Annotated in this window: 20 protein-coding genes, 1 tRNA gene and 1 pseudogene; 8 read left to right on the top strand and 14 right to left on the bottom strand. The window is 68.0% G+C overall.

Annotation, left to right across the window (positions count from 1 at the left end):
* A partial coding sequence (locus tag ACTWPW_RS26065) for a tetratricopeptide repeat protein (RefSeq protein ID WP_443170172.1) occupies nt 1-571 on the top strand: 571 nt, incomplete at its 5' end.
* A 186-nt stretch (nt 572-757) separates the two neighbouring features.
* On the opposite strand, the gene ACTWPW_RS26060 is transcribed toward ACTWPW_RS26065, so the two are convergent.
* Nucleotides 758-2,944: a tetratricopeptide repeat protein gene (locus ACTWPW_RS26060; RefSeq protein ID WP_375110938.1), complete on the bottom strand. Its 2,187-nt coding sequence runs from the start codon at nt 2,942-2,944 to the stop codon at nt 758-760.
* Nucleotides 2,945-3,238: 294 nt separating this feature from the next.
* On the opposite strand from ACTWPW_RS26060, the gene ACTWPW_RS26055 reads away from it, so the two are divergent.
* Entirely contained in the window at nt 3,239-3,616 is a 378-nt protein-coding gene (locus ACTWPW_RS26055) for a hypothetical protein (RefSeq protein WP_375110611.1), read from the top strand.
* A 153-nt stretch (nt 3,617-3,769) separates the two neighbouring features.
* Here the strand turns inward: ACTWPW_RS26055 and ACTWPW_RS26050 are convergent, their stop codons facing one another.
* From ACTWPW_RS26050 to ACTWPW_RS26035, 4 genes are all read right to left on the bottom strand, one after another.
* Complete coding sequence (locus tag ACTWPW_RS26050; RefSeq protein ID WP_443170171.1) at nt 3,770-6,082, bottom strand: 2OG-Fe(II) oxygenase; 2,313 nt, start codon at nt 6,080-6,082, stop codon at nt 3,770-3,772.
* 181 nt (nt 6,083-6,263) lie between these two features.
* Nucleotides 6,264-6,566, bottom strand: coding sequence for a hypothetical protein (locus ACTWPW_RS26045; RefSeq protein WP_443170170.1), 303 nt, complete (start codon nt 6,564-6,566; stop codon nt 6,264-6,266).
* 115 nt (nt 6,567-6,681) lie between these two features.
* The gene (locus ACTWPW_RS26040) at nt 6,682-7,875 is read right to left on the bottom strand and encodes a hypothetical protein (RefSeq protein ID WP_443170169.1); all 1,194 of its coding nucleotides are present in this window, start codon (nt 7,873-7,875) and stop codon (nt 6,682-6,684) included.
* Nucleotides 7,876-8,064: 189 nt separating this feature from the next.
* On the bottom strand, nt 8,065-9,162 hold the full coding sequence (locus ACTWPW_RS26035; RefSeq protein ID WP_375110614.1) for a HesA/MoeB/ThiF family protein: 1,098 nt from the start codon (nt 9,160-9,162) through the stop codon (nt 8,065-8,067).
* Between the two features lie 18 nt (nt 9,163-9,180).
* On the opposite strand from ACTWPW_RS26035, the pseudogene ACTWPW_RS26030 reads away from it, so the two are divergent.
* Nucleotides 9,181-10,554: pseudogene (locus tag ACTWPW_RS26030) on the top strand (BTAD domain-containing putative transcriptional regulator); the annotation flags it as partial.
* A 163-nt stretch (nt 10,555-10,717) separates the two neighbouring features.
* Entirely contained in the window at nt 10,718-12,421 is a 1,704-nt protein-coding gene (locus ACTWPW_RS26025; RefSeq protein WP_443170168.1) for a tetratricopeptide repeat protein, read from the top strand.
* A gap of 952 nt (nt 12,422-13,373) precedes the next feature.
* Here the strand turns inward: ACTWPW_RS26025 and ACTWPW_RS26020 are convergent.
* The 3 genes from ACTWPW_RS26020 to ACTWPW_RS26010 are packed head-to-tail and all read right to left on the bottom strand — an operon-like array spanning nt 13,374 to nt 15,244.
* Nucleotides 13,374-13,820, bottom strand: a complete 447-nt coding sequence (locus ACTWPW_RS26020) for a hypothetical protein (protein WP_443170167.1) — start codon at nt 13,818-13,820, stop codon at nt 13,374-13,376.
* Nucleotides 13,821-13,858: 38 nt separating this feature from the next.
* Nucleotides 13,859-14,719, bottom strand: a complete 861-nt coding sequence (locus tag ACTWPW_RS26015) for a helix-turn-helix domain-containing protein (RefSeq protein ID WP_443170166.1) — start codon at nt 14,717-14,719, stop codon at nt 13,859-13,861.
* 6 nt (nt 14,720-14,725) lie between these two features.
* Nucleotides 14,726-15,244, bottom strand: coding sequence for a DUF6879 family protein (locus ACTWPW_RS26010; RefSeq protein ID WP_443170165.1), 519 nt, complete (start codon nt 15,242-15,244; stop codon nt 14,726-14,728).
* Nucleotides 15,245-15,560: 316 nt separating this feature from the next.
* Here ACTWPW_RS26010 and ACTWPW_RS26005 point away from each other — a divergent pair, with 316 nt between their 5' ends.
* Complete coding sequence (locus tag ACTWPW_RS26005; RefSeq protein ID WP_443170164.1) at nt 15,561-15,779, top strand: hypothetical protein; 219 nt, start codon at nt 15,561-15,563, stop codon at nt 15,777-15,779.
* Nucleotides 15,776-16,426, top strand: a complete 651-nt coding sequence (locus ACTWPW_RS26000) for a hypothetical protein (RefSeq protein WP_443170163.1) — start codon at nt 15,776-15,778, stop codon at nt 16,424-16,426. The genes ACTWPW_RS26005 and ACTWPW_RS26000 overlap by 4 nt, the downstream gene beginning before the upstream one ends.
* Before the next feature lie 97 nt (nt 16,427-16,523).
* On the opposite strand, the gene ACTWPW_RS25995 is transcribed toward ACTWPW_RS26000, so the two are convergent.
* The 5 genes from ACTWPW_RS25995 to ACTWPW_RS25975 form a co-directional block, all read right to left on the bottom strand.
* Entirely contained in the window at nt 16,524-17,291 is a 768-nt protein-coding gene (locus tag ACTWPW_RS25995; RefSeq protein WP_443170162.1) for a hypothetical protein, read from the bottom strand.
* A gap of 59 nt (nt 17,292-17,350) precedes the next feature.
* On the bottom strand, nt 17,351-18,838 hold the full coding sequence (locus ACTWPW_RS25990; protein WP_443170161.1) for a terminase large subunit domain-containing protein: 1,488 nt from the start codon (nt 18,836-18,838) through the stop codon (nt 17,351-17,353).
* Nucleotides 18,825-19,316, bottom strand: a complete 492-nt coding sequence (locus tag ACTWPW_RS25985; RefSeq protein WP_443170160.1) for a hypothetical protein — start codon at nt 19,314-19,316, stop codon at nt 18,825-18,827. Before ACTWPW_RS25985 ends, ACTWPW_RS25990 begins: the two co-directional genes overlap by 14 nt.
* 574 nt (nt 19,317-19,890) lie before the next feature.
* Nucleotides 19,891-21,054, bottom strand: a complete 1,164-nt coding sequence (locus ACTWPW_RS25980; protein WP_443170159.1) for a hypothetical protein — start codon at nt 21,052-21,054, stop codon at nt 19,891-19,893.
* A gap of 304 nt (nt 21,055-21,358) precedes the next feature.
* A complete protein-coding gene (locus ACTWPW_RS25975; protein WP_443170158.1) occupies nt 21,359-21,595 on the bottom strand; it encodes a helix-turn-helix domain-containing protein in 237 nt (78 codons plus the stop codon).
* 88 nt (nt 21,596-21,683) lie between these two features.
* Here ACTWPW_RS25975 and ACTWPW_RS25970 point away from each other — a divergent pair, with 88 nt between their 5' ends.
* Together ACTWPW_RS25970 and ACTWPW_RS25965 are read left to right on the top strand one after the other, a co-directional pair.
* Nucleotides 21,684-22,385, top strand: coding sequence for a helix-turn-helix domain-containing protein (locus tag ACTWPW_RS25970; protein WP_443170157.1), 702 nt, complete (start codon nt 21,684-21,686; stop codon nt 22,383-22,385).
* A gap of 196 nt (nt 22,386-22,581) precedes the next feature.
* On the top strand, nt 22,582-23,652 hold the full coding sequence (locus ACTWPW_RS25965; RefSeq protein ID WP_443170156.1) for a tyrosine-type recombinase/integrase: 1,071 nt from the start codon (nt 22,582-22,584) through the stop codon (nt 23,650-23,652).
* 100 nt (nt 23,653-23,752) lie between these two features.
* On the opposite strand, the gene ACTWPW_RS25960 is transcribed toward ACTWPW_RS25965, so the two are convergent.
* A tRNA-Leu gene (locus tag ACTWPW_RS25960) sits at nt 23,753-23,838 on the bottom strand.
* Nucleotides 23,839-23,866 lie beyond the last annotated feature (28 nt).

The following is a 23,866-nucleotide window of genomic DNA, read 5'->3' as shown; positions in this document are numbered from 1 at the left end:
ACTCATCTACCGGAGGCTCCACGTCTGTCTCCGGCCTTCGACGACTTCTCCCGATAGGCCCGAAACGTCACCTTTGGCGTCCCGTCCATCCCCAAATCGCCCGAATTATTTCTCTGAGATCACCTCACTGTCGATATACCAGGAGACCGGCGACCGGCGCCATGAGGCCGACACGCTCAGCAATATCGGATCGACATATCTGGGCATGGACCTCAATGCCGAGGCGCTGATCCATTTCCAGAAAGCGCTGGCTATTGCACGGGACATAAGAGATCCGTACGAATCCTCACGCGCGCTCCTGAGGATCGGAGACAGTCAGCGACTCAGTGGCCAGTTCGCCTCCGCTCGGGAAACATGCGAGCAGGCGCTGGCCCTCTCTCGTCAGCTTGGCGACCCGTTTCTCGAGGCCAGCTCACTTTTGGGACTGGGCGAAGCCCTTCTGTGCATGCACGGAAGGAGGGTCGCGGCACGACCGTGGCGTCAAGCACTCACGATCTTCGAACGTCTGAGCGCACCGGAGGCGGGCGTCCTGCGGCAGCGCCTGGAGGCGCTGGAAGCTGCTGGGGCTTGATTATGTGAAGCATGTGGCGGGTCAGCCACTTCCCGCTTATTATGAGCGCGTCGGGGGCTCATGATCGACGATGTGCAGAATGTCTGGAAAGGACGTAAGTTGCACCAGGAAATGCTCGTTACCACCCAGGAAGTCGTCGTGCGTATCATGATGGGTCTTCTGGGTATCATGATGGGCTGATCAGCCCTAATCTGCCCCCTCGGCCGCCGCTCCATCCGGACGGTGGCCTTTTTTATTTTCATGACAAACTCCAGGATAACGGTCAAACGCCTCAAGACGTTCCTTGATCCTGAAATATCCGATAGATCCTTCCTGCCCTATCGTTTCCAGTGCCGCCTCATACATCCGTCTCGCCTCGCCCCTACGACCGGTGCGTTCAGCCAGGTCCCCCAGCCCTTCCAGCGCCGCGGCCCGGCCCACTGAGGACCCCAGCTCAGCCATCGCCTCAAGCGCTGCGCGCAACTCCCGGCCGGCCTTGTCGTGTTCTCCCAGCCCGGCGTGCGCATGACCGAGGAAGATGTCCACACGAGCACGGTTGTATGAGTCGTCGACTTCTGCGAGCAGGCGCCGCGCCCGTTCCAGATGGATCACCGCGTCCAGACCGCGGTCCTGAGCCAGGAGCACACCCGCGAGGTCGATCAAGGCCAGAGCTGTTTTCCGGCCGGCCCCCAGTGTCTGATATGCGGCACTCGCGTCCGTGAGCCGGGCGATGGCGGCGCCGTGGTCACCACGCCCGGCAGCGACCAAGCCCAGCCTGCGCAGCGACCCGATCTCCCTCTCCCGCTCACCAAGACGTCGCCAGATCTCGAGCGCTTCCTCGAATCGTGCGGCCGCCTCATCGTGACGGCCGAGGGTATTGAGGCTCAGCCCCAGGCGGTTCAGCATCTTCCCCTCGGCGTACATGTCGCCGCAGGAGCGTGCGGCGGCCAGTCCCGTCTCCTCCACTTCGAGCCGCTCCACGTGATGGCCCATGAAGAGGAACAGGGCCCACATTGCGTCGGCGAGTTGCCATGCGGTCGCTTCACGCCCTTGCTCGTGTGCGAGAGTGACCGCGGCGCTCAGGTTCGCGCGTTCCGACTCCAGCCACCTGAGTGCGTCCTCCGGACCTCCGAAGTCCGTCACCTCGGCGGGAGGTGGTTCGGCGTCTCGGGGCAGTCGTGTGCGGTGCGGCCGCAATCGGCGTTCCGCGCACGCGGCTGTGGCGAGATACCAGGAGAGCAGGCGGCCAACGGCAAGGTCTCGGGCCTCCTGCTGGTCCTCAATCTCGACCAGGTGGGAAGCGTGCAGCCGGACCAACGCGTGATGAAAGCGGCAGCGCCCGTCGGCCATGTCGGTCAACAGGTTCGCGTCGGTCAGCTCTCCCAGCATCCGCCTCGCCTCCATCCTCGAGATGCCGGCCAGCGCCGCTGCCGCATCGCCGCCGAACTTGTCCCCAGGGCAGAGACTTAGCAGCCGGTACAGCCGGGCGGTGTCGGAGCGCAGCGCGCGGTAGGAGAGGTCGAGCGCGGAGCGCATTGCCACGTCATCTCCGATCGTCAGCGCCGCCAGGGCCCTCTGCTCCTCGGCCAGCGCGGCGACCATCTCGCGGATGGGCCAGCTCGGACGTGCAGCCAGGCGGGCCGCCGCGACGCTCAATGCGAGCGGCAGCCGCATGCACAGCTCCACCAACTCGGCAGCCGCCTCGTGCTGCTGCTCGAGCCGGTCACTTCCCAGCGCATCGCGCAGGAGGGCAAGGCTCGCCTCGGCGTCGAACCGATCGACGTAAACCCCACGCACTCCATGCATCAACAAGCCCGCCAGCCGGTATCTACTGGTCACCACGGTGATGCTCGCGGACGAGGCCGGGAGCAGCGGCCGTACCTGGGCTGCGGTTATCGCGTCGTCGAGGACTACCAAAACCCGCTGGTCCCTGGTCACCGTGCGATACAGCGCCGAGCGCTGTGCCAGCTCGCCGGGGATGAGGTCCGTCGGGACACCCAGGGATTGGAGGAAGTCTCCAAGTACTTCGTGAGGGGACGCCGGGATGTCGGTGGAATGTCCGCGCAGATCGGTGTACAACTGCCCATCCGGGAAACGCTCGCGAATCATGTGCGCCCAGGCCAGCGACAGCGCGCTCTTTCCCACGCCCACAGACCCCGTCAGCAACACGGCCAGCGGGACATCGGTAGCCTCCTCCCGCAGCGCATCGAGGTGGGCGATGACGGATTCGCGATCGACGAGGCGTGGCCGCGGCGGAAGCTGGCTCGGCGCAGGCAGTGAAGCCACAGTATGGAAATGAATGCCGCCGAAAATATCATGAGCTTGGACTAACGGCCCGTGAACCACTCCCGTCACATCGTTATGTACAATTTCGGACAGATTTCGGTTGACCATCACGTTGCTTCGGCACCAATCTTCAGATTGAATCCCGGCATCCCTCCATACGCGTTCAAGCGGCTTGGTGTAAAGACACAAGTGCAACGATGACGGATTATCAGGTGCCCCGCAATGCGCCGGGACCCATGGCCGAACCCGGCGCCCCTGGCGCCGGAGCCCACGCACCGCGCTTGACGGAGTGCCGTCCGCCCGGGTGGAGTCGGAAGCTCCCGACCGATGCCCGCGACCGCGAGCCGGGACACATACCGCAGGACGTAAGCTGGGAGAAAATCCCGCACCGAAAGAGGCGCGATGGACCCGAGCGCAATCTCCGCCCTGGCTGCGATCGTCTCGGCGATAATCGGGGGAGCCGCAGGAGAAGCCGGCAAGCACGCGTGGACCTCATTGATCACTCTCGTGCGTCGGAGTTCCGACACCAACCCCCATGCTGTCGCGGCCCTTGAGCGGCTCGGCACACAGTCGCCGGAAGAGATCACAAAGGCGCTGGTAGACCACGCCAACGCGGACGCGGAATTCGCAGAATCGTTGATCGGGTGGACGAACGATACGATCCATCTCACTCAACACAAGCGCGACGTGAGTAACACCATTGGCGGCAACGCTCGCGTTAGTGGGCCGGTTATTCAGGCCGGAGATGTCCTGGGCTCGATCAATATCGGTAAGTTCTGAACATCCGGGCGGCCGGTCAGGCATTCATCCGGCCTCCCGATGATGGTGCCTCGGCGAACGCGGGACCGGTGACGAACCAAAGGGTCCACCCCGCGGGGCGAGACAGCTTCATGGAACGGTCATGTGCCGAGGGCCGTGCGCAGGAGGTCGCTGTCAGGTGGAGACCTTCCGGCTGCGGGTGGTGAGCCAGGCCAGGTCCGTCTCGTGGCGCTCGCGGGCGAGACGCTCCGCTTCGAACAACGCTTCTGTCTTGGCCAGAACCAGGGTGTACGGGCGGCCCTGCCGTCTGGTCTGGTGACGGACGGGCAGCTCCGCGTCGTCTATCCGGGCGTGGACATGCCTGCGCTTGTCCTTTGCGAGCGGCCAGTCGAGAGCTCGCCGTTCAGGATGCCGGAGGAACGTGCCGAGCACTTCGCACAGCTCGCACGCGCATCCGGTGGGCAGCTCGATCGACCAGTCGCCCGGCGCGCGTCGTGGCTGCGCCAGTAATGCCCGGATCCGTTCGGCACAGTCGATGGCCAGCTCGTCGAAGCCCGCTCTGTGCCCTCCGGCAGCGCGCAGTGTGGCCATCGCCAGCGCGTGCGCCCGGTCACCGGCCGTCCGCGCGAGCTTGTGGGCGTCCTCCAGCACGCTCGTCGATCCGAGCTGGGCCGCGGCCGCGATGATCCCGGAGCATGGCGCCCCCAAGGCGGTCAGCCATGCCTCTTGCCGGGAGGTGAGGGGCCCGTCGAGCGCTGGACCGACCTGGCCCGCGAACATCGTCCAGGACAGATCGACGATGCGGCGGGCGGCCTCGGTGGACGGGCTTCCCTCCGCCGAGAGCGCGGTACACAGCCGTGGGAGATTCTCGAGCCATTTCAGCGACTCCTGGGCGAGGCCGTAGGAGCTGGGCCTCCAGCCCTCGGACCAGCCGTGCAGCAGACCACCGATCCAGGTGTCACCGTAGTGCGCCGCCAGGTCGGCGAATGCCGGGCCGTGCCCTGGGACCAGCCGCTCCAACACGAACGGCCGCAGCAGCATGGCGGCGATCTGCGCGTCATCCAGCTCCCTGGCTGCCTCCAGCGCCTTGCGGAGAAGCTCGGTCTGATCGGCGTAACGGCCTGCGGCGTGCCAGCTGGGCTCCAGCGACCGCGCCGCCTCACATGCCTCCGTAACCCTTCCGGCGTGGGCCATCGCAATGAGTTCGTCCAGCGCCCATCCCGGAGACGCCTCGGCCCGGCTGGCGAAGCCTTGGCCCCGCGGCCAGATGACCAGCGCAGCTCGCCGGTACCAGCGGTCCAGGGTATTGCCGTAGTTGCCCATGTAGCCCTCGTACTCCGAGGAGTAGGGCGCCATGTCAGCCGTCGGGGTCGTCGAGGCCACCTCGGCATCGCTCAGGTCCAGCGAGATGTTCTCGAGCCGCCCTGTTTCCGGGCCGATCCAGTGGGCTAGCGTGGTGGAGGTTTCGATCATGTCCTGAAGGACGTACTGCTTGTCGTCCGCGCTGTGAGTGTCCTCGTGGTCGTCGGGGTCCTCGTCCTCGTGGTCGCCGTACCACGCATCCTCGTCCTCGTCGGGATCGTAGGCATCCCAGGTCTCCTGGATCTCCGCGAGGGCCAGGGTGATCTCGCAACCCGCCCGCTCCGCCGCCGCCCGCAGCAGGGCACCCCGTGCGGCGTCGGAGCCCTTCAACCGGGACCAGCTCAGCCCGCGGGCGGTGTACTCATGGTCGAGGAGGTACGCCAGCCGCGCCGGCGGATCGCCCCTGCGATTGCTGTACGGAAGGACGACCGGGGTGGCGAAGTGCGTGTGAAGGCAGGCCGCGAGATCACTGACCAGCGGATGCCCGGCCGTCACGGCCTGGCCGTCGCCCGTCAGGAGCAGGTTGTAAGTGAGGGTGACGCGGTTGCCCGTCTTCACGGGAAGAACCTGGTGCCGGCAGTCGGCGTAGAAGGCCACCAGCGAGACCGCGGTCTTCAGCCCCCGGTATTCCTTGGTCCGACCCTGATGCTCGACGACGAGCTCGCCGCCGGTGTGCGCGGACGGCAGCGTCACCACCAAGGTCGCGACCATCGCGTCGTCCTTCTCGGAATCCTGGTGGGCGACGAAGAACTGCCCGGTCTCGTACAGGAGCATGGAGTGCAGCTCCGGTGTGAGCTCGCAGAGCGGCGGCAAGCCCAGCTCCGCGCGCATTCCGTCGAGGACGGCCGCGAACGCCTCCGTCCACTCGACGCGCACCGACTCCTTGGGAATCTCCCAGGTGTCGCGAACCTCCGGATCGGTCAGAGTCTGCTCGCCGCGCCCGAACCGCGCACGGCGGCCGAGCCCGCGCAGCTGCACGGCCTGCTTGTCGGAGACGGGAAACCGCAGCGGGCCGACCCCCTCGACCACCACCGACAGATCGGTCTTGGAGACCTTTCTATAGACGCTGGACGCGGCCGGCTCGGCCGACGCATCGAGCAACTCGGCCAGTCGTTCACGGGCCATGCCGGGCACGGAATCCCCCCTTTCTGCCGCGGAACCAAAACTACTGCGTGGGGATATCGCCCCGGTGGGGCTTCGGGAACCCCCGCGGATGCCGGAGATCACGACCGGGAGCTCCGGCGCGGTCCTTGCATCGGCCAGCGGTGACTGCACGCCCTCGATGCCACGAGGTACCTCCAACTGATCAGGGGAGGAGGCGGCGGGCGAGTCGTTCGGCGATGGGCGCCTCGTCGGCCTCGCGTAGTCGGTCCCACTGCGCGGCGGCGCCGATTTCCAGGATCCCGATCTTGTCGATCATCAGCCCGCCAGGTTTGAGGTCCCGGGCCATCAGCGTGTGGGGATGGGGGCCGTCGTAGTCGATGAGCAGCACCTCTTCGTTGTCCCACACATCCACCGCTCGCCATGCCGCCACCGCGGCCATGCCGCGTCCGCTGGGCATGGCGGTGTGCCAGCCGAACCAGTCGGGTGCAGCGTCGGCGTTCGACACCAACGAGGCTGTATGGGACCGCCGCCCGCTCCGGCCAGGTCCTCGGCCTGAACGTCGAGCTTCTGGACCGGCACAACCGCCGCATCAAGGTCACGTACGTCGAAAGCCCCGGAACCTACAGGAGGCGGCCGGTCCGGCGCAGGCGGCGTTCCCGCACTGCCAGCACCACCGGAAGAAGCAGCTCCGCCCCCGTGAACGCGACCACCACAACGGCCTCCCAGAACCCGAACGACCCGATCCCCGCGCTGCCGAGCTGCCCCCATGCCCACCGCCCGAGCGACATCGCCAAGGGCAGCGCGACGGTGACGAACAACCACGCCATGACCGCGATGCCCGCCAGGTAAGGCACCGCGAACCAGGTCGCGACCCGGCGATCTCTCGCGCTGGCCGCGTCCAGTTCGGCGGTCTCCTTCGCGGTGAGCCCGAGCAGCCTTGCCTTGGCGGTCAGCCAGGTCGTCCGGTACAGGTTGTGGCAGCGCAGCGCGTTCGCCAGCAGGGCGTACGAGTCGCTGCGCAGCGGCAACGCGGCCCACTGCCAGATGATCCGGGAGAGCTGCAAGAGGGCGGTCGCGGCGAGCAGGCCGTCGAGCACGCCGGGCGGTTCGAGCAGGCGCAGGCCGAGGACGATGGCCAGGACGACGGCGTCGATGGCCATGCCCGCCAGGTACACGCCGTGCCGGCGGTTCCTGGGCACGGTGACGATCTGCGTGAGGTCGGTCTCGAAGACGACGTAGACGCCGCGGTAGCTGAGCCTGAAGATCGCGGGGATGCCGATGGCCCGGCCGGCCAGCCAGTGCCAGGCCTCGTGCAGGGCGGTGCAGGCGATGGTGAGCAGCAGCACGGCGAGCAGCGACAGGCCGGGGCTCGGGAGGAACCAGGCGTCGTTCCACGAGGGGCGCAGATCGGGGCGCGTCGCCAGGATGGCGAGGGCCGTCATGACGGCTGCGGCATAACACGTCCACCCCGCTCGCCCGAAGAGCCGGGCCGCCGCTTCGGGGCCGACTCCCTCGATCCACCTGATCCGGCCGGGGGCGTCCGGCTCCGCGGCCGCCTCGAACAGGCCGGCGGCGGTGAGCCCGGCGACGAACTCGTCGCCGTCCACGTGCTCGCCCGCCATCTCACTGGCGCGGGCGGTGGCCTCCGCGACGGATCCGGTCTCCTGGAGGGTGGTGACGAAGACCGCTCCCGGTTCGGGCACGGCGACGAAGACGCCCAGGTCAGGTCGTCCGAGGATCCACGCTTCGCCGTCGAAGCCGACGGTCAGGCAGGCCGCCCGCGCGCGCAGCTCCGTCGCAGGGAGGGCGGTCATCTTCGCTCCGGGAAATGCTGGACGAGGTCCGTGACAATGCAGGACGAGGTGCGTGAGCATGCTGGACGAAAGGCGAGTGCCGGGGCCGCACGCAGAAGCGCGGTCCCCGGCCGCTCGCTCAGGTGGACATGCAGATGTTGCCCGTCAGGCGGGTGCTCTCGACGCGAACGATCTCGATCTTCACAATGGTCACCTCCCCCCGCATACCGTGCAGGCTGGATCGCGCTGCCACTCGTCCGGGTGATTCGCCGCGCAACCGTGGGCGAAATCGAGGACGAGCGGCCGACCGGCGTGTGCCGGTGGCTCGAAACGGGTCAAGTATCTGAGCACCTCGAAGGCGGCATAGGAACCGAGCAGCCCGACGACCGGGCCGATGCCCCGGTTGCGCTGCGGCCGGTTCAGGTGCAGGCGCATCGCCGAGATCGCGTTGCGGGTCGGCTCGTCCGGATCGGCGTACGCCGTGAGATCCACCGGATCCCCCGGAATGCACGCCCGGCACGCGCTGACCCCCGGATCGACCGACCACACCGCCCCGGTGGTGACCAGGAACCCGCCGCGGACGAAGGGCACGCCGTGCTGTACGCAGGCCCGGTTGACCCACAGGTCGATCTCGTTCGGGGAATCGACGCCGGCGGCCACCACGTCGGGCCGGAGCCGGCCGACGAGCTGGGCGAGCTGGTCGGGCCCCTCGATCGAGGCGTCGATCGCGTCCACCTCGACGGCCGGGTCGAACGTCCGCACCCACTCGGCTGCCTGCGTCGCCTTCCGAGCGCCGAGGTGGGCCCAGCGGTACAGGTACTGCCGAGCGAAGTTGCGGGGCTCCACCTGGTCGCGGTCGAGCAGGGTCAGCCGGCCGACGCCCAGACCGGCCAGGTGGGGGATCACGGTGGAGTTCAGGCCGCCGGTGCCGAGCACCAGCACGTGGGACTCGCGCAGCCGCCGGTGCAGGTCCTCATGGCTGCGGTCGAGGGAGCCGAACGACTCGAGGAAGGCCAGGGTGCTGAAGTGTCGCTCGGCCTCGTCCGGGGTGAGCCCGCCGAGGCGGTCGCCGTCCTCGACCAGCCCGTGGGCGTCCAGCGCCGACACGGCGGCACGTACATCGGCTGCGTCGACCGTGAGGACGCCGGCGAGCTCCTCGACCGTCCGGCCGCCCTCGCCGAGCAGCGCCAGCAGCTTCTCCACCGAGCCGTCGGGGTCCGCCAGCAGGAACTGGTCGCGCGGGTCGTAGACCAGGCGGAGCCGGTCGCCGTCCCGTTCCCAGGAGAGTTCTTTGAGCCGTGGTCGCATCGATCGTTCCCTGTTCGCGTGCCGTCGGCGACCAACTTCGCACCGGACGGCACGGATCTTGCACGGATTCCGCATGGATCTTGGTACGGTCGGCCCGTGTCTGTCGTCCGGTTCCTCCTGCTTGGTCCCGTGGAGGTCACGGTCGACGGCCGGGCGGTGCACCTGACCGGCAGGCAGCGGGCGCTGCTGGCGACGCTGCTGCTCGAACCCGGTCGCGTGGTGCCCACCGAGCGCCTGGCCGGCTCGCTGTGGGGCGAGAGCCCCCCGTCGTCGGCCGCGCCGCGCATCCGCGCGCTGGTCGCGGAGGTACGCCGGGCCCTGGGCGTTCGGGGGAACTCGATCATCGTCACCCGCAGCCCCGGCTACCTGGCCAGGGTCGGGCCGGACGAGTTGGACCTCGCCGAGTTCACCGCCCTGGTCGAAGGCGCCCGCCACGCCGGCGCGGACGCCCTGCCGAGCTGCGACAGGGCCCTGGCGATGTGGCGCGGCGACCCGTTCCCCGACCTGACCGGCCTGGCCGCCCAAACCGAGCGGAGCCGGCTCGTGGAGCTGCACGTGGAGGCGGCCGAGCGGCGGGCCGAACTCCTGCTGGAGCGCGGCCACGGCGAGGGCGTGCTCGCCGATCTGCGCAGGCTCGTCGCCGAGCACCCGTTGCGGGAGCGCCCGCACGGGCTGCTCATGCGGGCGCTGCACCGTGACGCCCGGCTGCCCGAGGCGCTGGCGGTGTACCGCGAGCTCCGCGCCCGGCTGGTCGGCGAGCTGGGCGTCGAACCCGGCGTGGAGCTGCGCGACCTGCACCAGCGGCTGTTGAAGGACGACGTCCGGCCGGGCGGAGCGCAGACGCCGCATCAGCTGCCGCACGGTCTGACGCGGTTCGTCGGCCGGGAAGAGGCGTTGCGGCGGCTCGACGCGGCGCATCGGGTTGCCGTGGTCGGGCCCGCCGGGGTGGGCAAGACGGCGCTGGTGGTCCACTGGGCGCACCGGGCGGCCGGGCGCTTCCCCGACGGGCAGCTCTTCGTCGACATGCGGGGCTTCGGCCCGGCCGACCCGAGATCCCTCCCCGAGGCGCTGACGCTGCTCCTGCAGGGCCTCGGGCTGAGAGCCGCGGACATCCCGGTCGACGTGGACGCGCAGACCGCGCTCTACCGGACCACCCTCGCCGGCCGGCGGGTGCTCATCGTCCTGGACGACGTCGCGGACCCGCGGCAGGTCCGCGAGCTGCTGGCCGCGCCCCCCGGCTGCGGGATCGTCATCACCAGCCGCCACCGCCTCAGCGGGCTGGTGGCGGTGGACGACGTCGAGCGCGTCACGCTGGACGTGCTCGACCAGGACGAGGCCCTGCGCCTGCTCACCCAGGCCGTCGGCCAAGCCAGGGCCCGCCGCGACCCCGCCGCCGCGGCCGAGCTCGTCCGGTTGTGCGGCCGCCTTCCGCTCGCGCTCTCCATCGCCGCCTCCTGGATCGGCGAGTACGGCCACCGGACGGTGGACGACTGCGTACACCGCCTTACGGCCCGGGGCCGCATGACCGGGCTGCGCGTGGACGGGGGACGAGAACGTGGCCGTCCGCGCCTCGCTCGACGCGTCGTACGAGGCCCTTCCCACGGCTGCCCAGCGCATGTTTCGCCTGCTCGGGCTGGTGCCCGGCGCCGAGATCTCCGTCGCCGCGGCGGCCGCGCTGGCGGGAACCGGCCAGGCCGCGGCCGAGGAACTGCTGGGCGGGGCGGCCCGGATCCACCTGATCGAGGAGTCTGGCCCGGGCCGGTTCGCCGCTCACGACCTCGTCCTGGAGTACGCCGCGCAGCGCACCCGCGAGGCCGACCCGCCCGCCGAGCGCGAGGCCGCGGTGCGCCGCCTGCTCGACCACTACCTGCACCTTCTCGTCGCGGCCACCGAGGCGTGCGGCTTCCAGACCCCGGACCTGCCCCGCGGCCAGGGCCGGCCGTTCGGCGACCAGGCCGAGGCGGTCGCCTGGTTCGAGAGCGAATGGCAGAACCTGGCGGCCGCGGTGTCGCACGCCGCCGCGCACGGCCCGCGGCGCTACGCCTGGCTGCTGGTCGAGGCGGCCCAGGAGCTGCTGCACCACCGGGCGACGCTGGGGGAGCGGCTGCGGGTCGCCGGGATCGGGCTGGCCGCCGCCGAGCGGGAGGGGGATCTCCGGGGCCAGGCCGCCATGTACCTGGTGCTCGGCACGACGCGCTGGCGCATGGCGGATCTGCGGACGGCCCTGCGGGAGAGCGAACGCGCGCTGGACCTCAGCCGCCGGGCCCGCTGGATACGCGGCGCGGCGATGGCGCTGTCGGCCTGCGGGGTGATGCTCAAGCAGCTCGGCCGGCCGGACCGGGCGATCCCGCGCTACCGGCGAGCGGTGGCGCTGAACCGCACGCTGGGCAACACGCACGGCCAGGTACGCGGGCTGGGCAACCTGGCCTCCGTCCACCTGGAGTTCGCCCGGCTGCGGCAGGCCGAGGAGTGCCTGGCCGCCGCCCTGCCGCTCGCCCGCGCCTCCGGCGACCGGCACATGCAGGCGCTGACCCTGGTCAACCTGGGCCTGGTCCGCCAGCAGCAGGCGAGGTTCGCGGAGGCGACGGAGATCCTGGAGGAGGCGCTGGCCGTGGCCCGGGCCGCGGGCCTGCGCTACGCGGAGGGCGTCGCCCATGAGACGGCCGGACTGGTGCACTGCGACGCGGGGCGCCCCGAGCAGGCCGTCGCCGCCTTCAGCAGCGCCCTCGACATCGCCGTGTCCGTCGAGAACCGCAATTCCGAGCTGGCCTCGCTGCTCGGCCTCGCGGACGCGGAACTGCGGCTCGGCCGGGTGGACCGCGCCTTCGACCGGCTCACCGCCGCTCGCCGGCTCGCCGTGAAGTCGGGCATGAGCAGCGGCCAGGTCCTGCTCGGCCGCGCCCGGGCCGAATTCTGCGTACGGAACCACGGCGCGGCCCGCGAACTGGCGACCCGATCCCTCGCCCTGAACAGGAAGTTCAGCCCGCTGGACGTGCCGCGGCTGCACACCCTGCTGGCGGCGATCCACTTGGCGGACGGCGAGGAGGAGCAGGGGATGCTGGCGGGCGAGCGCGCGGCGAACCTGGCCGCGCGCTCGGGGCAACGGCTGGAGCACGCCCGTGCGCTGCTGCTCCTCGGCCGCGCCCGCCTCCGCACCGGCGATCGGCGGGGCGGGCGGGAGTGCTGGCGGCACGCTCACGACCTGTTCTCCGCCATCGGCACGCCGGAGGCGCGGCTGACCGCGTCGCTGCTCGGGTGAAGCCCGCAGCCACCCGGGTACCGGAGGCAGATACCTCGACACGCTCCTCCCCGCGAGAGCGCGACCTCCACTGCCCGCAGACCTCGCTGCGAGACTAAATCTGCAGACGTATATACAGCCCGAAATTTCCGGCGCATCACCCTGGCAGGGCGGCCTGGAAGCGGTTCGCGGCGCCGAGCCGGTCGAGCAGTTCGGCCACGTGTGTTTGCGGTAGGTCCACAGGCTCACCCCAGCTCCCTGGCGGCGGTCTCGTCCTTGTCGGCGCCGGACAGCAGGTGCAGCACCTGCCATTCCCTGGGGCTGCGGCCGGCGCGGGGTGCGGTTCGAGGTCCGCCGCGTGCGCCCAGACCTGCTCGAACAGGCCGGATCGAGTCGTGCGAGCTCCGGCGGGCATGGACGTCGAGGGATGTCGAGGATGCCGCGCGGCTGTGCGGGGCGGGCTCCGGCTCCGCGCGCTCGACGAGCTCCGTGCGACCACCCGATGACGGTGAAGGCGGCCGAGGCCGTCCGGCTCCCGTTCGGCGACCACCCGCTGGCCGCGTACCTGCTCGCCGTCGGAGGCACGCTGACCGAATGCGTTGCGCGTGGATGTTCCCGGAGCGACGCCGTTCATCGTGGATCGCTCGCCCGTACCAGGAGGGAGGGGCGCCGCAAACGAAATCACCCGAGGCTCAGCCGGAGCTGATCTCGGGTGACCGATCGTCATATCCAGAATCATCCAGATACATACGACTTACGTGTCCGAGGGGGGACTTGAACTCTCGGCACCCGGGGGACATCGGGGGGCATCCGGATACCTAGGAACATGCCGTGAGCTGCTCCAAAGCGGTTTTCGATCTCCGGCGTGTGCATCCAAGAACGCCCGGATACATAGGCGGCAGTATCACGCGAAGTATCACGCGAGGAATCAGACGGAACCGTGCTGTCGCCTCCACTGATGTCGGTGAGAAGGCTATGAGGGCGGTTGCTGATCGGTCGCGGTGAGGTCCTCTCCGGGGGCTAGGAAACGGTCGGCACTGTCAGCGGCGTCAACGTACCCGGTGGCATCGACGGTGATCGCCGTGGCTCCCCCCTTCTCTGTGATCAGCCAAGCAAGGACCTGTTCAGTTAGGGGCGTCCCACCAGGTCCTTCGTCTTTCCAGTAAACGCGCCATCCGCCGCCGGGGAGCACGGCCGCAACTTGGTCGGCTCGTTCGAGATGGGAGAAGTCCGGGTAGTCGTCGACCCGGCGCATGGCACCACGCTGGGAATCGACGACCAGCGCGGTACCTGTGACCGGGTCCCAGGCTTCTACGTGCACCGTGCGCCCGGTCTCGGTCTCGGTGCCGGTGAAGATGGCGACCCAGCCCGTCCGGTTGAAGTAGTGGATGCTCGACACGAAGCCGTTGTTCTGGATCATGGTTTCCTCAGTTAATCAGCGGACATTGAAGACGTGGATCAGGCGTCCCTGTCCAGCGCTTGAATTGCAGCAGTGATCAAGGCGCGGGCGGCTTTGCCGTACACCGCCAGAGCGGCGAGTTCCCTGAAGGCACCGGCATATAGGGCGACTTCGTGGGGTTGTGTGATCGTCACGTGGCCGGAGACAAGCTCGACGGTGACCTCGGCGTCGTCGAACATGAAGAACTCCTCAACCGGCCACATGGTGGATCGGTCGGCGTCGAGAGGGATGATGCCCAGCGACATCGAGGGCAGGGCGCTCACGGTGAGTAGGTGGCCCAGTTGCCCAGCCATGACCTCGGCACCTCCGATCGGGGCGCGTAGGACGCTCTCCTCCAAGATGACCGCGAACCGGTGATCGCCATCGTGGAGAACGTGTTGCTTGTCCACGCGCACCTGAACCGCTTCCTCTATATCGTTCGGCAGGCCACGACGGCGCATGAGGGCGGTGAGAATCGCGGAGATGTAAGCACGGGTTTGTAGCGGCCCGGGGATGAGCTTGGAGGAGTAAATGCGGAAGTGGCGTGTCCGCTCCCATCGAGGCACGACCGCCTCCTGAGCCTTCTTCAGCCCGGTGCGTTCCATGTGCCGCCACTCGACGAACATCCCCTCGATCGCCTCAAGGGACGCCACCAGGTCAGGCGCTTGTTCCGGCACCCCGCAGTGGCGGCACCAGGCGCGGATATCGGCGGGGGAAGGGGTGCGCTGGGCATGCTCGATACGGCTGACCTTCGACGAGTGCCAGCCCGCCAGTCGCGCGAGATCGCGACCGGACAGGCTGGCCTCACGTCGGATGCTCCGGAGACGAGCACCCATCACTTCGAGCGCTTGTTGGGCGCTGGACGAGGGAAGCGTGGTCATGGACTGTCAGACGGGCCGGTAGTCCTCGTGGGGAACGGCGCGTTGCCAGACGGCCTCGAACGCCTCGGCACACAGCTTGGTCACCGCCTGGTCGGTGATGATTTCGCTGTCCACCTTGTCGCCCTCGCCGCTGAAATGGTGAATGAGCAGGGTAGTGCCGTCGAACAACCAGAAGTCGTTGCCTGGCAAGGCCAGGTCGGTCGCCCTACGACGAGGGAGCCAACGAACCTGCTCGCCGGCCCGGAGGTTAGGCACGGTGATGTCGTACTCGTACCTGATGTAGTTGCTGAGGGGCTCGGAGACGATCCGCGCCCGTCGTACTTCCACACCGCGAGCAACCGCGTTCACGATGTTCTGGAGCCACGGGCGCCACCATGAAGAACGGTCGTCGAGATCGATGCGGTGGCCCGCCTTCCATGCATCGAACTTGGAATCGTTCAGGGTGTACGCGTCGCGCATCTCAAGGTGCACGGCGGAGTGCTGGCAGTCGGCGAGGAACTGTTCAAGCGTCCGTCCGGCTGGCACCGGCTACCTCCGGGAAGAACTGAATCATGCGCTTCGGGAAGCGGATCACCGTCTCTCCCTTTGGCAGGTCGCCTCCCAGACAGTGGGCGAGTCGCCGTCGGGGCTGTCGGGGTCCTTACCGAGGAATCGCAGTGCCATGAGGTCCTCCTACGGGGTTGGACATGCTGTGCTTGAGTTTGCGTGCAGAGATGACCCGACTCAAGATGTTTGCCAGAGATTGCCGCTCGTCTTCTAGATCGGCCTCCTTATTTCGCCCTCTGTCAAAGACGAGCAACCTCGTTGAGGTGCGGTATCACGCGTTCTTACCGTCGCGGTCATGCCCTCCGAACACGGTTCTCATCTGGAACGCGAGCGCAATGCCACGTCGGCCCCCCTGCTCCTGGAGTTCGACATGTGGCGAGTAGGCGACATGCTGCACGGCAGGCACCACGCGTCCGGTGACCTCATCGAGGCGGACACTCCTCGGCGGCTTGCGCTGTTGGCGATGGCCAAGAGCGTGGTTCACACCTGGCGGGAGGCGGAGACCTCCCAGTGACCACTCTGCAACGACCATCGAGCAGCGCGGCCGAGAGCCTCGCACCACTGCGTGTCCCCTACGTCATCGCCTGGTCCGGCGAAGCCATCGAACACCGCCTGTTGTTCGCCAAGCAGCACCCCTTCGGCGACATCCGGCTCACCTATCCCGATCCACGTCCAAGCGATTGGGTCGGTGGCATCCTTCGTGGCCGTATCCGTCAGAACCGACGTGGCCAACCGCTGTGGCGGATGCTGAACGTCAGACGTCAATGGCTGGCCATGCTTCGCGGCCTGTGCCAGGTGTGCGGGAAGACCGGCAGGGATCCCCGAACCGGGCGCATGTGGTGGGTGATCACCGAGACCGCGTTCCGCGCGATGAGCCAAGACAGCGGGCTCACCAACGCCCCGCCCACATGTCCCGCATGCATTCCCGAGTCGCTGGCCTACTGTCCCCAACTCCGCAAGTCCTCAGCGGTCTACACCGCCGCCAGCGCCGAACCGGTGGGAGTCCTGGCCGACACCTTCACCCCAGGTGCGGGCGGTACCGCGATCCACACCGGGCACAACATCTACGTCGGGTTCGACGAATTCGCCCGGCACGCATCCTGCCTCGCCCTGCAAATGGTCGTCCGGTTGGACGGCATGTGCCTGGAGCCGATCCCCTGAAGCCGCTCGGCTCGTCGCTGCGTGACCAGTGGCGGATCGAGCCGGTGGCCCCGTGCATGACGTAAAAGGAGGGCGTGTGCGGGGCCACCTTCCACCGCTATCGCGCGGTGTGACCGCCGGGGAACTCGCTGCCCGACCGGCCACCGGTCTTCACGAGTTGGCCATTGATGATCGCCATACCGGTGGAGTTGGCCTCCACGTCGGCCAGCCGCTCGTTCCTGTGCAGTTCTCCTGTGGGGTTGTCGGTGAGCCGCTGGACGTGGTTCCGCGCCTCCGAGAGGGCACGCTTCAGGACCTCTCGTGACTCGTCGGTCCTGATCCTCAGTCGAGCCGCCGCGCCCTGGTCACCGGACAGGGCGTCGGCAAGGCCGCGCTCGATGCCGTCGAGGATCTCCGCCGAGGCGCGAGGGTGGAGTTCGCGGTTGGTTCCGGTGCGGGCGTAGACGGGCCATTCGGTGCGAAGCGCGGTCAGGGTCGCAACGTCCTTGCTCACCGCCGCGTCCTTGATCAGGGCCTGGACGTCCATACCCTTGTCGAGCAGCGCCTTGGCGCGCGACCAAGCGCTCTGGCGCTTGACCTCGTCGAGCAGCTCCCGCTGCGGGTCGCCCGGCGCGGAAGGCTGCTTGTCGAGCCAGGTCGTGATGTCCTGCACGGCGCGGTCGGCCTCGCGCTCGATCTGGTCGAGCTGGGCCGTGGCCTCCTCGCGGAGCTTCTCGGCCAGCTTCTCCCGGTGCTCGATGGAGTAGCGGGCGTCACGAGACGTCGCGCCGAGAGCCGTCACGAGGCCGTTGCGGACGGCGGTGACCTTCACCGGCAGGGCGTAGAGGTCGGTCTTGCGGAATTGGATGTCCATGGGGATGGCCATGGTCTTCTCCTTCTCATTCGTACGTTTTCTCATCGGCTGGCCGCCGCGTTTCGGGCGGCTCACCATGCGGTGTTGTCGGCCTGCGACCCGGCAGGCCAGGTGTAGGAGGCGGTGTGCCAGGCCAGCGGCCAGGCGTCCACCGGAACCCGCACCCCCAGCCGTGTCACGGTGTGGTCCACGTCGGCGACCCGTCGCCACGCCTGGCCGGGCATGGGCCTGACGCAGGAGATCGCCTGCATGAGAGCGAGCACGAGATCGTCATGTCCGGCGCGCGCCGGGACCTCGATCCGCAGGGACCCTCCCGGCATCTGCTCGAACTCCAGACTCCGGAGCTGCTTGAGCAGCTCCGGAACGCGCGGCAGCACGAGTTGACCGCGCTGCAACATCACCTTGAGCTTGCCGAAACCCGCCTGCTTGCGGCGGTTGTCGGTCCAGACACCCGCCACCCCGTAGACGGCTCCCACGACGGCCAGGCGCTCACGGAGCTGCTCGGTCGGATACGCCCCCACGCCGTTGATCTCCGAGGCGACCACGTGCAGACCGTAGGCTCGCTCGACCGTGCAGATCCGCTCGATCCACTCCCCGTAGGGGCAGCGGTAGGCGTACTCCAGCCACGGCACGAAGTAGCGCAGCCCGTCCTTCGGGTCGTTCAACCCCTTGTCGTCGAGCGGGGCCACCAAGCACAGGGCGTTGGCATCGCGGCTCACGCCCCAGTCCACGCCGGCCGCCACGACGTAGGGTCGCGCGTTGCGGGTCACCTGCCCCACCTCGTCGGGCGGCCGCAGGTGGTAGTCCGCCGTAGCGCTTTCGATCTCCTCGACGGTGAAGTACGCCCCCGCCTCGTCGGTCCACTTCGCCAGGTACTCGCGCTCGAAGTAGTCGTCTCCCTCCCGAGCGCGGATCTCGTCAAGGAGCCGCTGATCAACCATCGGGCTCGTGCTGGAGGGCCAGTGCCAGGAGGCGTACATCTCGTCAGGGGCGCCCATCCCGCGCGACCACAGCACCCGGAAGAAGTGGTCGGCCGTGCCCCAAGGCGAGGAGCACAGGATCACTCGCGACCCGGGACGGGCGATGATCACGGGCTCTGCCGCCCGCCAGATGTCCGGATCGATGAACCCCGCCTCGTCGAGCACGAGGAGATCAACAGCCCACCCCCGGATCTGCCGCTGCGAGGCAGGCACGCTCATGATGGTCGAGCCGTTCGACAAGGTGACCTGCGACTTGGTCTCGTCCAGCACCGAGCCGGCCAGCAACGGCGAGGAGGTCGCCAGGGTGGCCACCTCGTCGAGGAGCCGCTGAGCGGCCACCTCACCCGCGCTCACGACCAGCACCCGGCTACCCGGCGTCGAGAACGCCTGGTGCAGGCAGAGCACGGCCAGGAGCCGCGACTTGCCCACCTGACGGCCCGCGCAGATCGCCCGGTACCGCGCCGTCGAGCGCGCCACCTCGCGCTGATGAGGCCACAACTCCGCACCGACCAGCACCCGCGCGAACACTTGCGGGTCACGCCGCGCGGCCCTGAGCGTCTCCCGATCAACCCGCATCATGTCGTACCTCCTCGTCGTCCTGGCCGTCGTCGAGCCCAGCCATCAACCGCGCCACGTCCACCGACGCGGCGGCCACATCACGCCCCAACCGCGCACGAGACAGCGGGTCAAGACCCAACCGCGCCCGCTGAGTGGCCGCCGCGCTCTCCCACTTGCGGAGCTGCTCGTCCCAGCGCGCGCAATCCGGGCACGAGCGGCATCCGTCCGCCTCGTGGTCGGCCAGGTGCTCCGCGAGGAGTTGGACCCTGGCCTCCGCCCGCCCCCACGCCCACAGCGCGGAGCGGTACGCGGGCTGACGGAGGAACGACAGCGCGTCGTCGGCAAGCACACCCTCGACCAGTTCGACCGCCAGCGGGTCAACGCGGCGAGGCGAGTAGGCCCCATGCCGCATGCTCAGCTCGTGACCGGGCTGAAACGGCGGACGCTGCCCGGGGAACTCTGGAACCCACACCCGCCCGCGCTCTGACATCTCACTCATGCCGCCCCCGGTCCTACGTCGAGCCGCGACACGGCGTCCACACGCCTCAGCGGCATGAGCACGGCACGACGACGGCCGAGCGGCTCATAGGCGGCCAAGAACCACGTCAACGCCCTAGGAAGGGCCTCAGCCTTAGCCGGTAGGCCGCTCTCGTCGAGGACCATGGAGTACCTCCGGAGCACGGTGGGGGACAGGTAGTCCCCGACATGCGTGGCGTTGACCTGGCGAAACGCTGGCATTCCCAGCGCAGCGAACCAGCCGTGATACTTCGCGCCGGTATCAAGGGCATCGGAGCGCCTCTCGCGCGCGGCATTTCTGCCGATCGCGGAGGCAGGGAGGACAGAACGGTGCGGCCTCTTCCTGTTCCGTCCGCTCTCGTCCCCCCTATAAAGGGGGAGACGAGAGACGAGACCCGGGTTCAGACGAGTGGGGACGAAACTCGGGACGAGAGTTCGACCCTCCTTACCTGTGTGTTGGTCTCCCGGAGGGAGATCGGGGGACGAGACGGGACGAGGGAAACTCTCGTCCTTGATCTTGGCCTGGCGGGACGAGATCGCGCCTGACGGACTGGAGGTCACCTCTCCTCCTCGTTGAATGCCTTGATGAGGTCGTGCATCTGTGCGTTGCCTTTCGGCGTGACGTGGACGAATCCCTCGTCGATGAGGCAGGCGACAGCGGCGCGTACGTGTTCGGCCTTGCCTTGTACGCGGGTCTCGATGTCACGCTTGCTGAGCGGTTGGCCTGCACGTGCGAGGGCGTCGGACACCTTCCGCATGAGGTTGGTGGGTCGGAACTTGTCAGTGCGGTCGCTTGCGGGTGGCTCGATGCTGACCTCGACGAAGAATTCGGCGTGGGAGGTGACCACAAGGTCGCCGAACCAACGGCGACCATCGGAGGACGGCAGAGAATGCCTCCGGAGCTGCCCGGGACGGTCCTTGCTGATGTAGATGCCGCTTCGGCCGGTCACTCCCACGCCGAAGGGCTTGCGGTTCTCCAGCGTGTACATGGCCCCGTTGAGGCCGTTGAGCTTGTGGACGCCGCCGAGTGCGTAGCGGCCTCGTCCCTCCCTGTCCTTGACGACGTGGTCAAGGCTGACGACCGCTGGTCCTGCTTCGGTCAGGGGCCGGACGAGCATGCGCCCGAACCGGGCGATGTCCTTGTTGTCGAGCGGGTTGAGGCCGTGCATGGTCATGGCTTCGGTCACGCCGTCGAGCGTGACCAGCGTGGGGTGAAGGTCGCCGAGCACTTGCACGAGCATCGAACGCGCGTGGAGGGTGATGGGCTCTTCGGGCCGGATGTAGATGAAGCGAGCCCTGATGTCCTCCGCCGTCAGACCTAGCGTGAGCAGCCTGCCGACCACGCCTCCCTCGTCGTCCTCGAAGTCGATGAAGACCGTTGCCTGGCCGGCGCGGATCTCATCGGCGTGCGCCGAGAGCTGAAGCCAGGTCTTGCCCGCTTCGGACTCGGAGGCGATCACGTGGCCACGTCCCGGGTAGAAGAGACCAATCTCGTCGTCACGCTTCCCGACTGTGGGGCGCGGCGGCTCGTAAGACCCGCTCAGAACGGCAGCGAGGTCAATGGGACGCCACGTGGACGAGATGGGCGGGTCCTCGTCCGGAGGGTCCTGCTGGGCGGCCTCCTCTGCGTCCGTTTGCGCGTCACACTGGCAGTAGACGGCCACCTCCTGACACTGAGTGCAGAACGGTGGGGCGCTGAACACACTGTCCAACGGGTTCACGCCACCTCCTCTGCTGCCGCGCTGAGGAACCTCTCGACCAGTTCCCACGTCTGCCACCCGGACGATTGGCAACGCTGGATCTCGGCGACCAACTCGGCGCGGCTGAGGCCGAACGAGCTGGGGGCGGCAGAAGTCGCGAGACAGTCGAGGGGGTCACGGTGACCGCAGACCAGAGGGGCTACGCGGTGTGACGCCATGCGGCGCGCTACCGTGGAGTAGTCGTTGGACTTGGTAGGTGCATCGACATGCTGACGGCCCTGGGAGGTGGTGCTCCCGGGGCCGCACACTTTGGTGGGGCGCATCATCAGGCGGCGCTCCCGTCAAGGTCCACGAGCGCCTGCGCACGGAGCCAGGCCACGGGTACGCGGTAAGTAGCGCCAACCTGGACGGCGGGGATCTGGCCGTCTTTGATCGCGCGACGAACGGTTCGTTCGTCCGCCCCGAACAGGCCAGCCGTTTCGGGGACCGTCGCGAACAGACGACCGTCGAACGGGTCGGAATCGGTAGCGGTCTTCAACTTCACCTCCTTGTCGATTTGCACAGAGGGATGCGCATATCAACGAACAACACCGCGTCGATCTTAGGGACATCTACTGACATTCGGCAACACGACGAATAGACTTGTCGATATGCACAATGAGATCGACGATGGAGACCGAACCCCCAGCGATGTTGTGGGTCGGCAGATCCAGGTCCACAGAGACCGGCTCGGCATCACCCGAGAGCAGCTCGCGGAGGAGTGCGCGAAGTTGGGTGCTCCCCAACTGACCTTCGCCGCGCTCACCAACATCGAGACTGGCCGGAAGAACCCGAAGACTGGGGTCAGGCGACGTGAGATCAGCGTGGACGAACTGCTCGTCATCGCCTACGCCCTCGCGGTCCCGCCCCTTCTCCTGCTCTTCCCCCTGGAGGGCCCGAAGCCTGCACTGACGCCGCCTCACTGGAAGGGAGGGCTGAACCCCTACGCGGCTTGGAGGTGGGCCATGGGGGAGGAACCCCCCGGTCACATGCAAGAGGACGGGCAGGCGCGCGCTGACTTCTCCACGATCGCCAAGACAGGCAAAGATCGTTTCGAGGCGTGGCGGGAGGTCGTTTACCCCGTCGAGCTGTACCGCTCGCTGCGTGACGCGGAGGAAGTCGTCAGAGCGCGGAAGGATGCCGAGTCCCGGGCCGCAGCCTTCGTCGAGCTTGCAAAGGTCCTCGACCAGATGATCAAGGCGGGCATTTCTGTGCCTGCCTACACCTCCGATTGGGCGGAGGAGATACGCGCAACAGGCGTCATCCGCCATCCGCAGGCGCTTCAGGCGCTCGACCCCGAGGAGAACGAGTGAGCAGTAAAGACGAGAAGAAGCCCCGGCGGAGGTCCCCCGGCGAGGGCGGCGTCTTCGAGTACAAGCTTGCCAACGGCAAGACGCAGTTCGGAATCAAGTTCATGGTTCCTCAGCCGGACGGGACCAAGAAGCCCGTGCTTCGTCGTCGGGACGACGAGGGCAGGCGTGGACCACGAGGGCGGCGGCACAGAAGGCCGTGCGTGAGGCCCTGTCAAAGGTGGACAAGGGCGAGTTCATCGAGCCGTCCAAGCAAACCACGGGCGGCTATCTCGACGACTGGGTGAACGGCCTACGCAAGGCTGACAGCACCGTCGCCTCGTACAAGAAGAACATCCGGTTGCACCTCAAGCCGTACATCGGCAGCATCCCCCTGGCTTCCCTCACCTCCGCGAAGATCACGGCGCTGTACGTGATGTTGGAGAAAGAGGGCATGCGCAACGGCAAGGGAGAGCTGATCGGCGAGGGGCTGTCCGCGCGTACGGTCCGTTACATCCACACCATCCTGCGGTCGGCGCTTCAGGCCGCCGTGGATGCCGAGCCTGCCCTTCTCGCCAAGAACCCCGCCGACAAGGCCAAGCCGCCGACCGCGAAGGAGGCCAAGGCCCCCGAGATGCACCCGTGGAACGACGAGCAGCTCCGGACCTTCCTCGACTGGTCACGGCAGAACAGCACCCTCCACAGTGCGTGGCTCGTGCTGGCCTACACGGGCATCAGGCGCGGTGAACTCCTCGCGCTCCGCTGGCGAGACCTCGACCTCGACAAGGGCAAGATGAGCGTCCGGCGGTCGGTCGGACTGATCAGGATCAAGGGGGAGGGGAAGAAGATCCAGGAGGGCACCACGAAGAGTTGCAAAGCCCGCGTGATCGACCTCGACCCCGTGACGGTGGCGCTCCTTCGTCAGCACAAGAAGGAGCGCGGCGGCCTGGCTCACAAGCTGGCCCAGGGCGACGGCCTCGTGTTCGGTGACCATGAGGGCGTGTGGCGGCACCCTGAGCGGTTCAGCCGCACGTTCAAGGAGCAGCTCGCCCGTTGTCGTAGGGAACTCGCCAAGCAGGGAGTCGAGCCGCCGCCCGACATCCGGCTCCACGACCTCCGCCACACGCACGCCACGATCATGCTGATTGCCGGCGTGAACCCGAAGATCGTGAGCGAGCGCCTTGGGCACTCGACGGTGAGCATCACGCTCGACATCTACTCGCACTGCCTCCCGACGATTCAGCGTGAAGCCGTCGAGAGGTTCGCCGCCATCATGGGCGGCAACGGCTGATCAAGGCCGGGAAGTATCAGAGCAGTATCACGGCTCGTTCTGGTGGCGAAAAAGCAAAAGCCCCGAGCCTGTGACCTGCACAAACTCGGGGTCTCCTGGGTGTCCGAGGGGGGACTTGAACCCCCATGCCCATCACTGGGCACTAGCACCTCAAGCTAGCGCGTCTGCCTATTCCGCCACCCGGACTTGGTGCCTGCACGTGGGACCGTCATCC

The sequence above is a fragment of the Nonomuraea sp. KM90 genome, assembly GCF_052246675.1.
Lineage (GTDB): Bacteria > Actinomycetota > Actinomycetes > Streptosporangiales > Streptosporangiaceae > Nonomuraea.
This window is presented reverse-complemented; position numbering and strand designations above follow the sequence as displayed.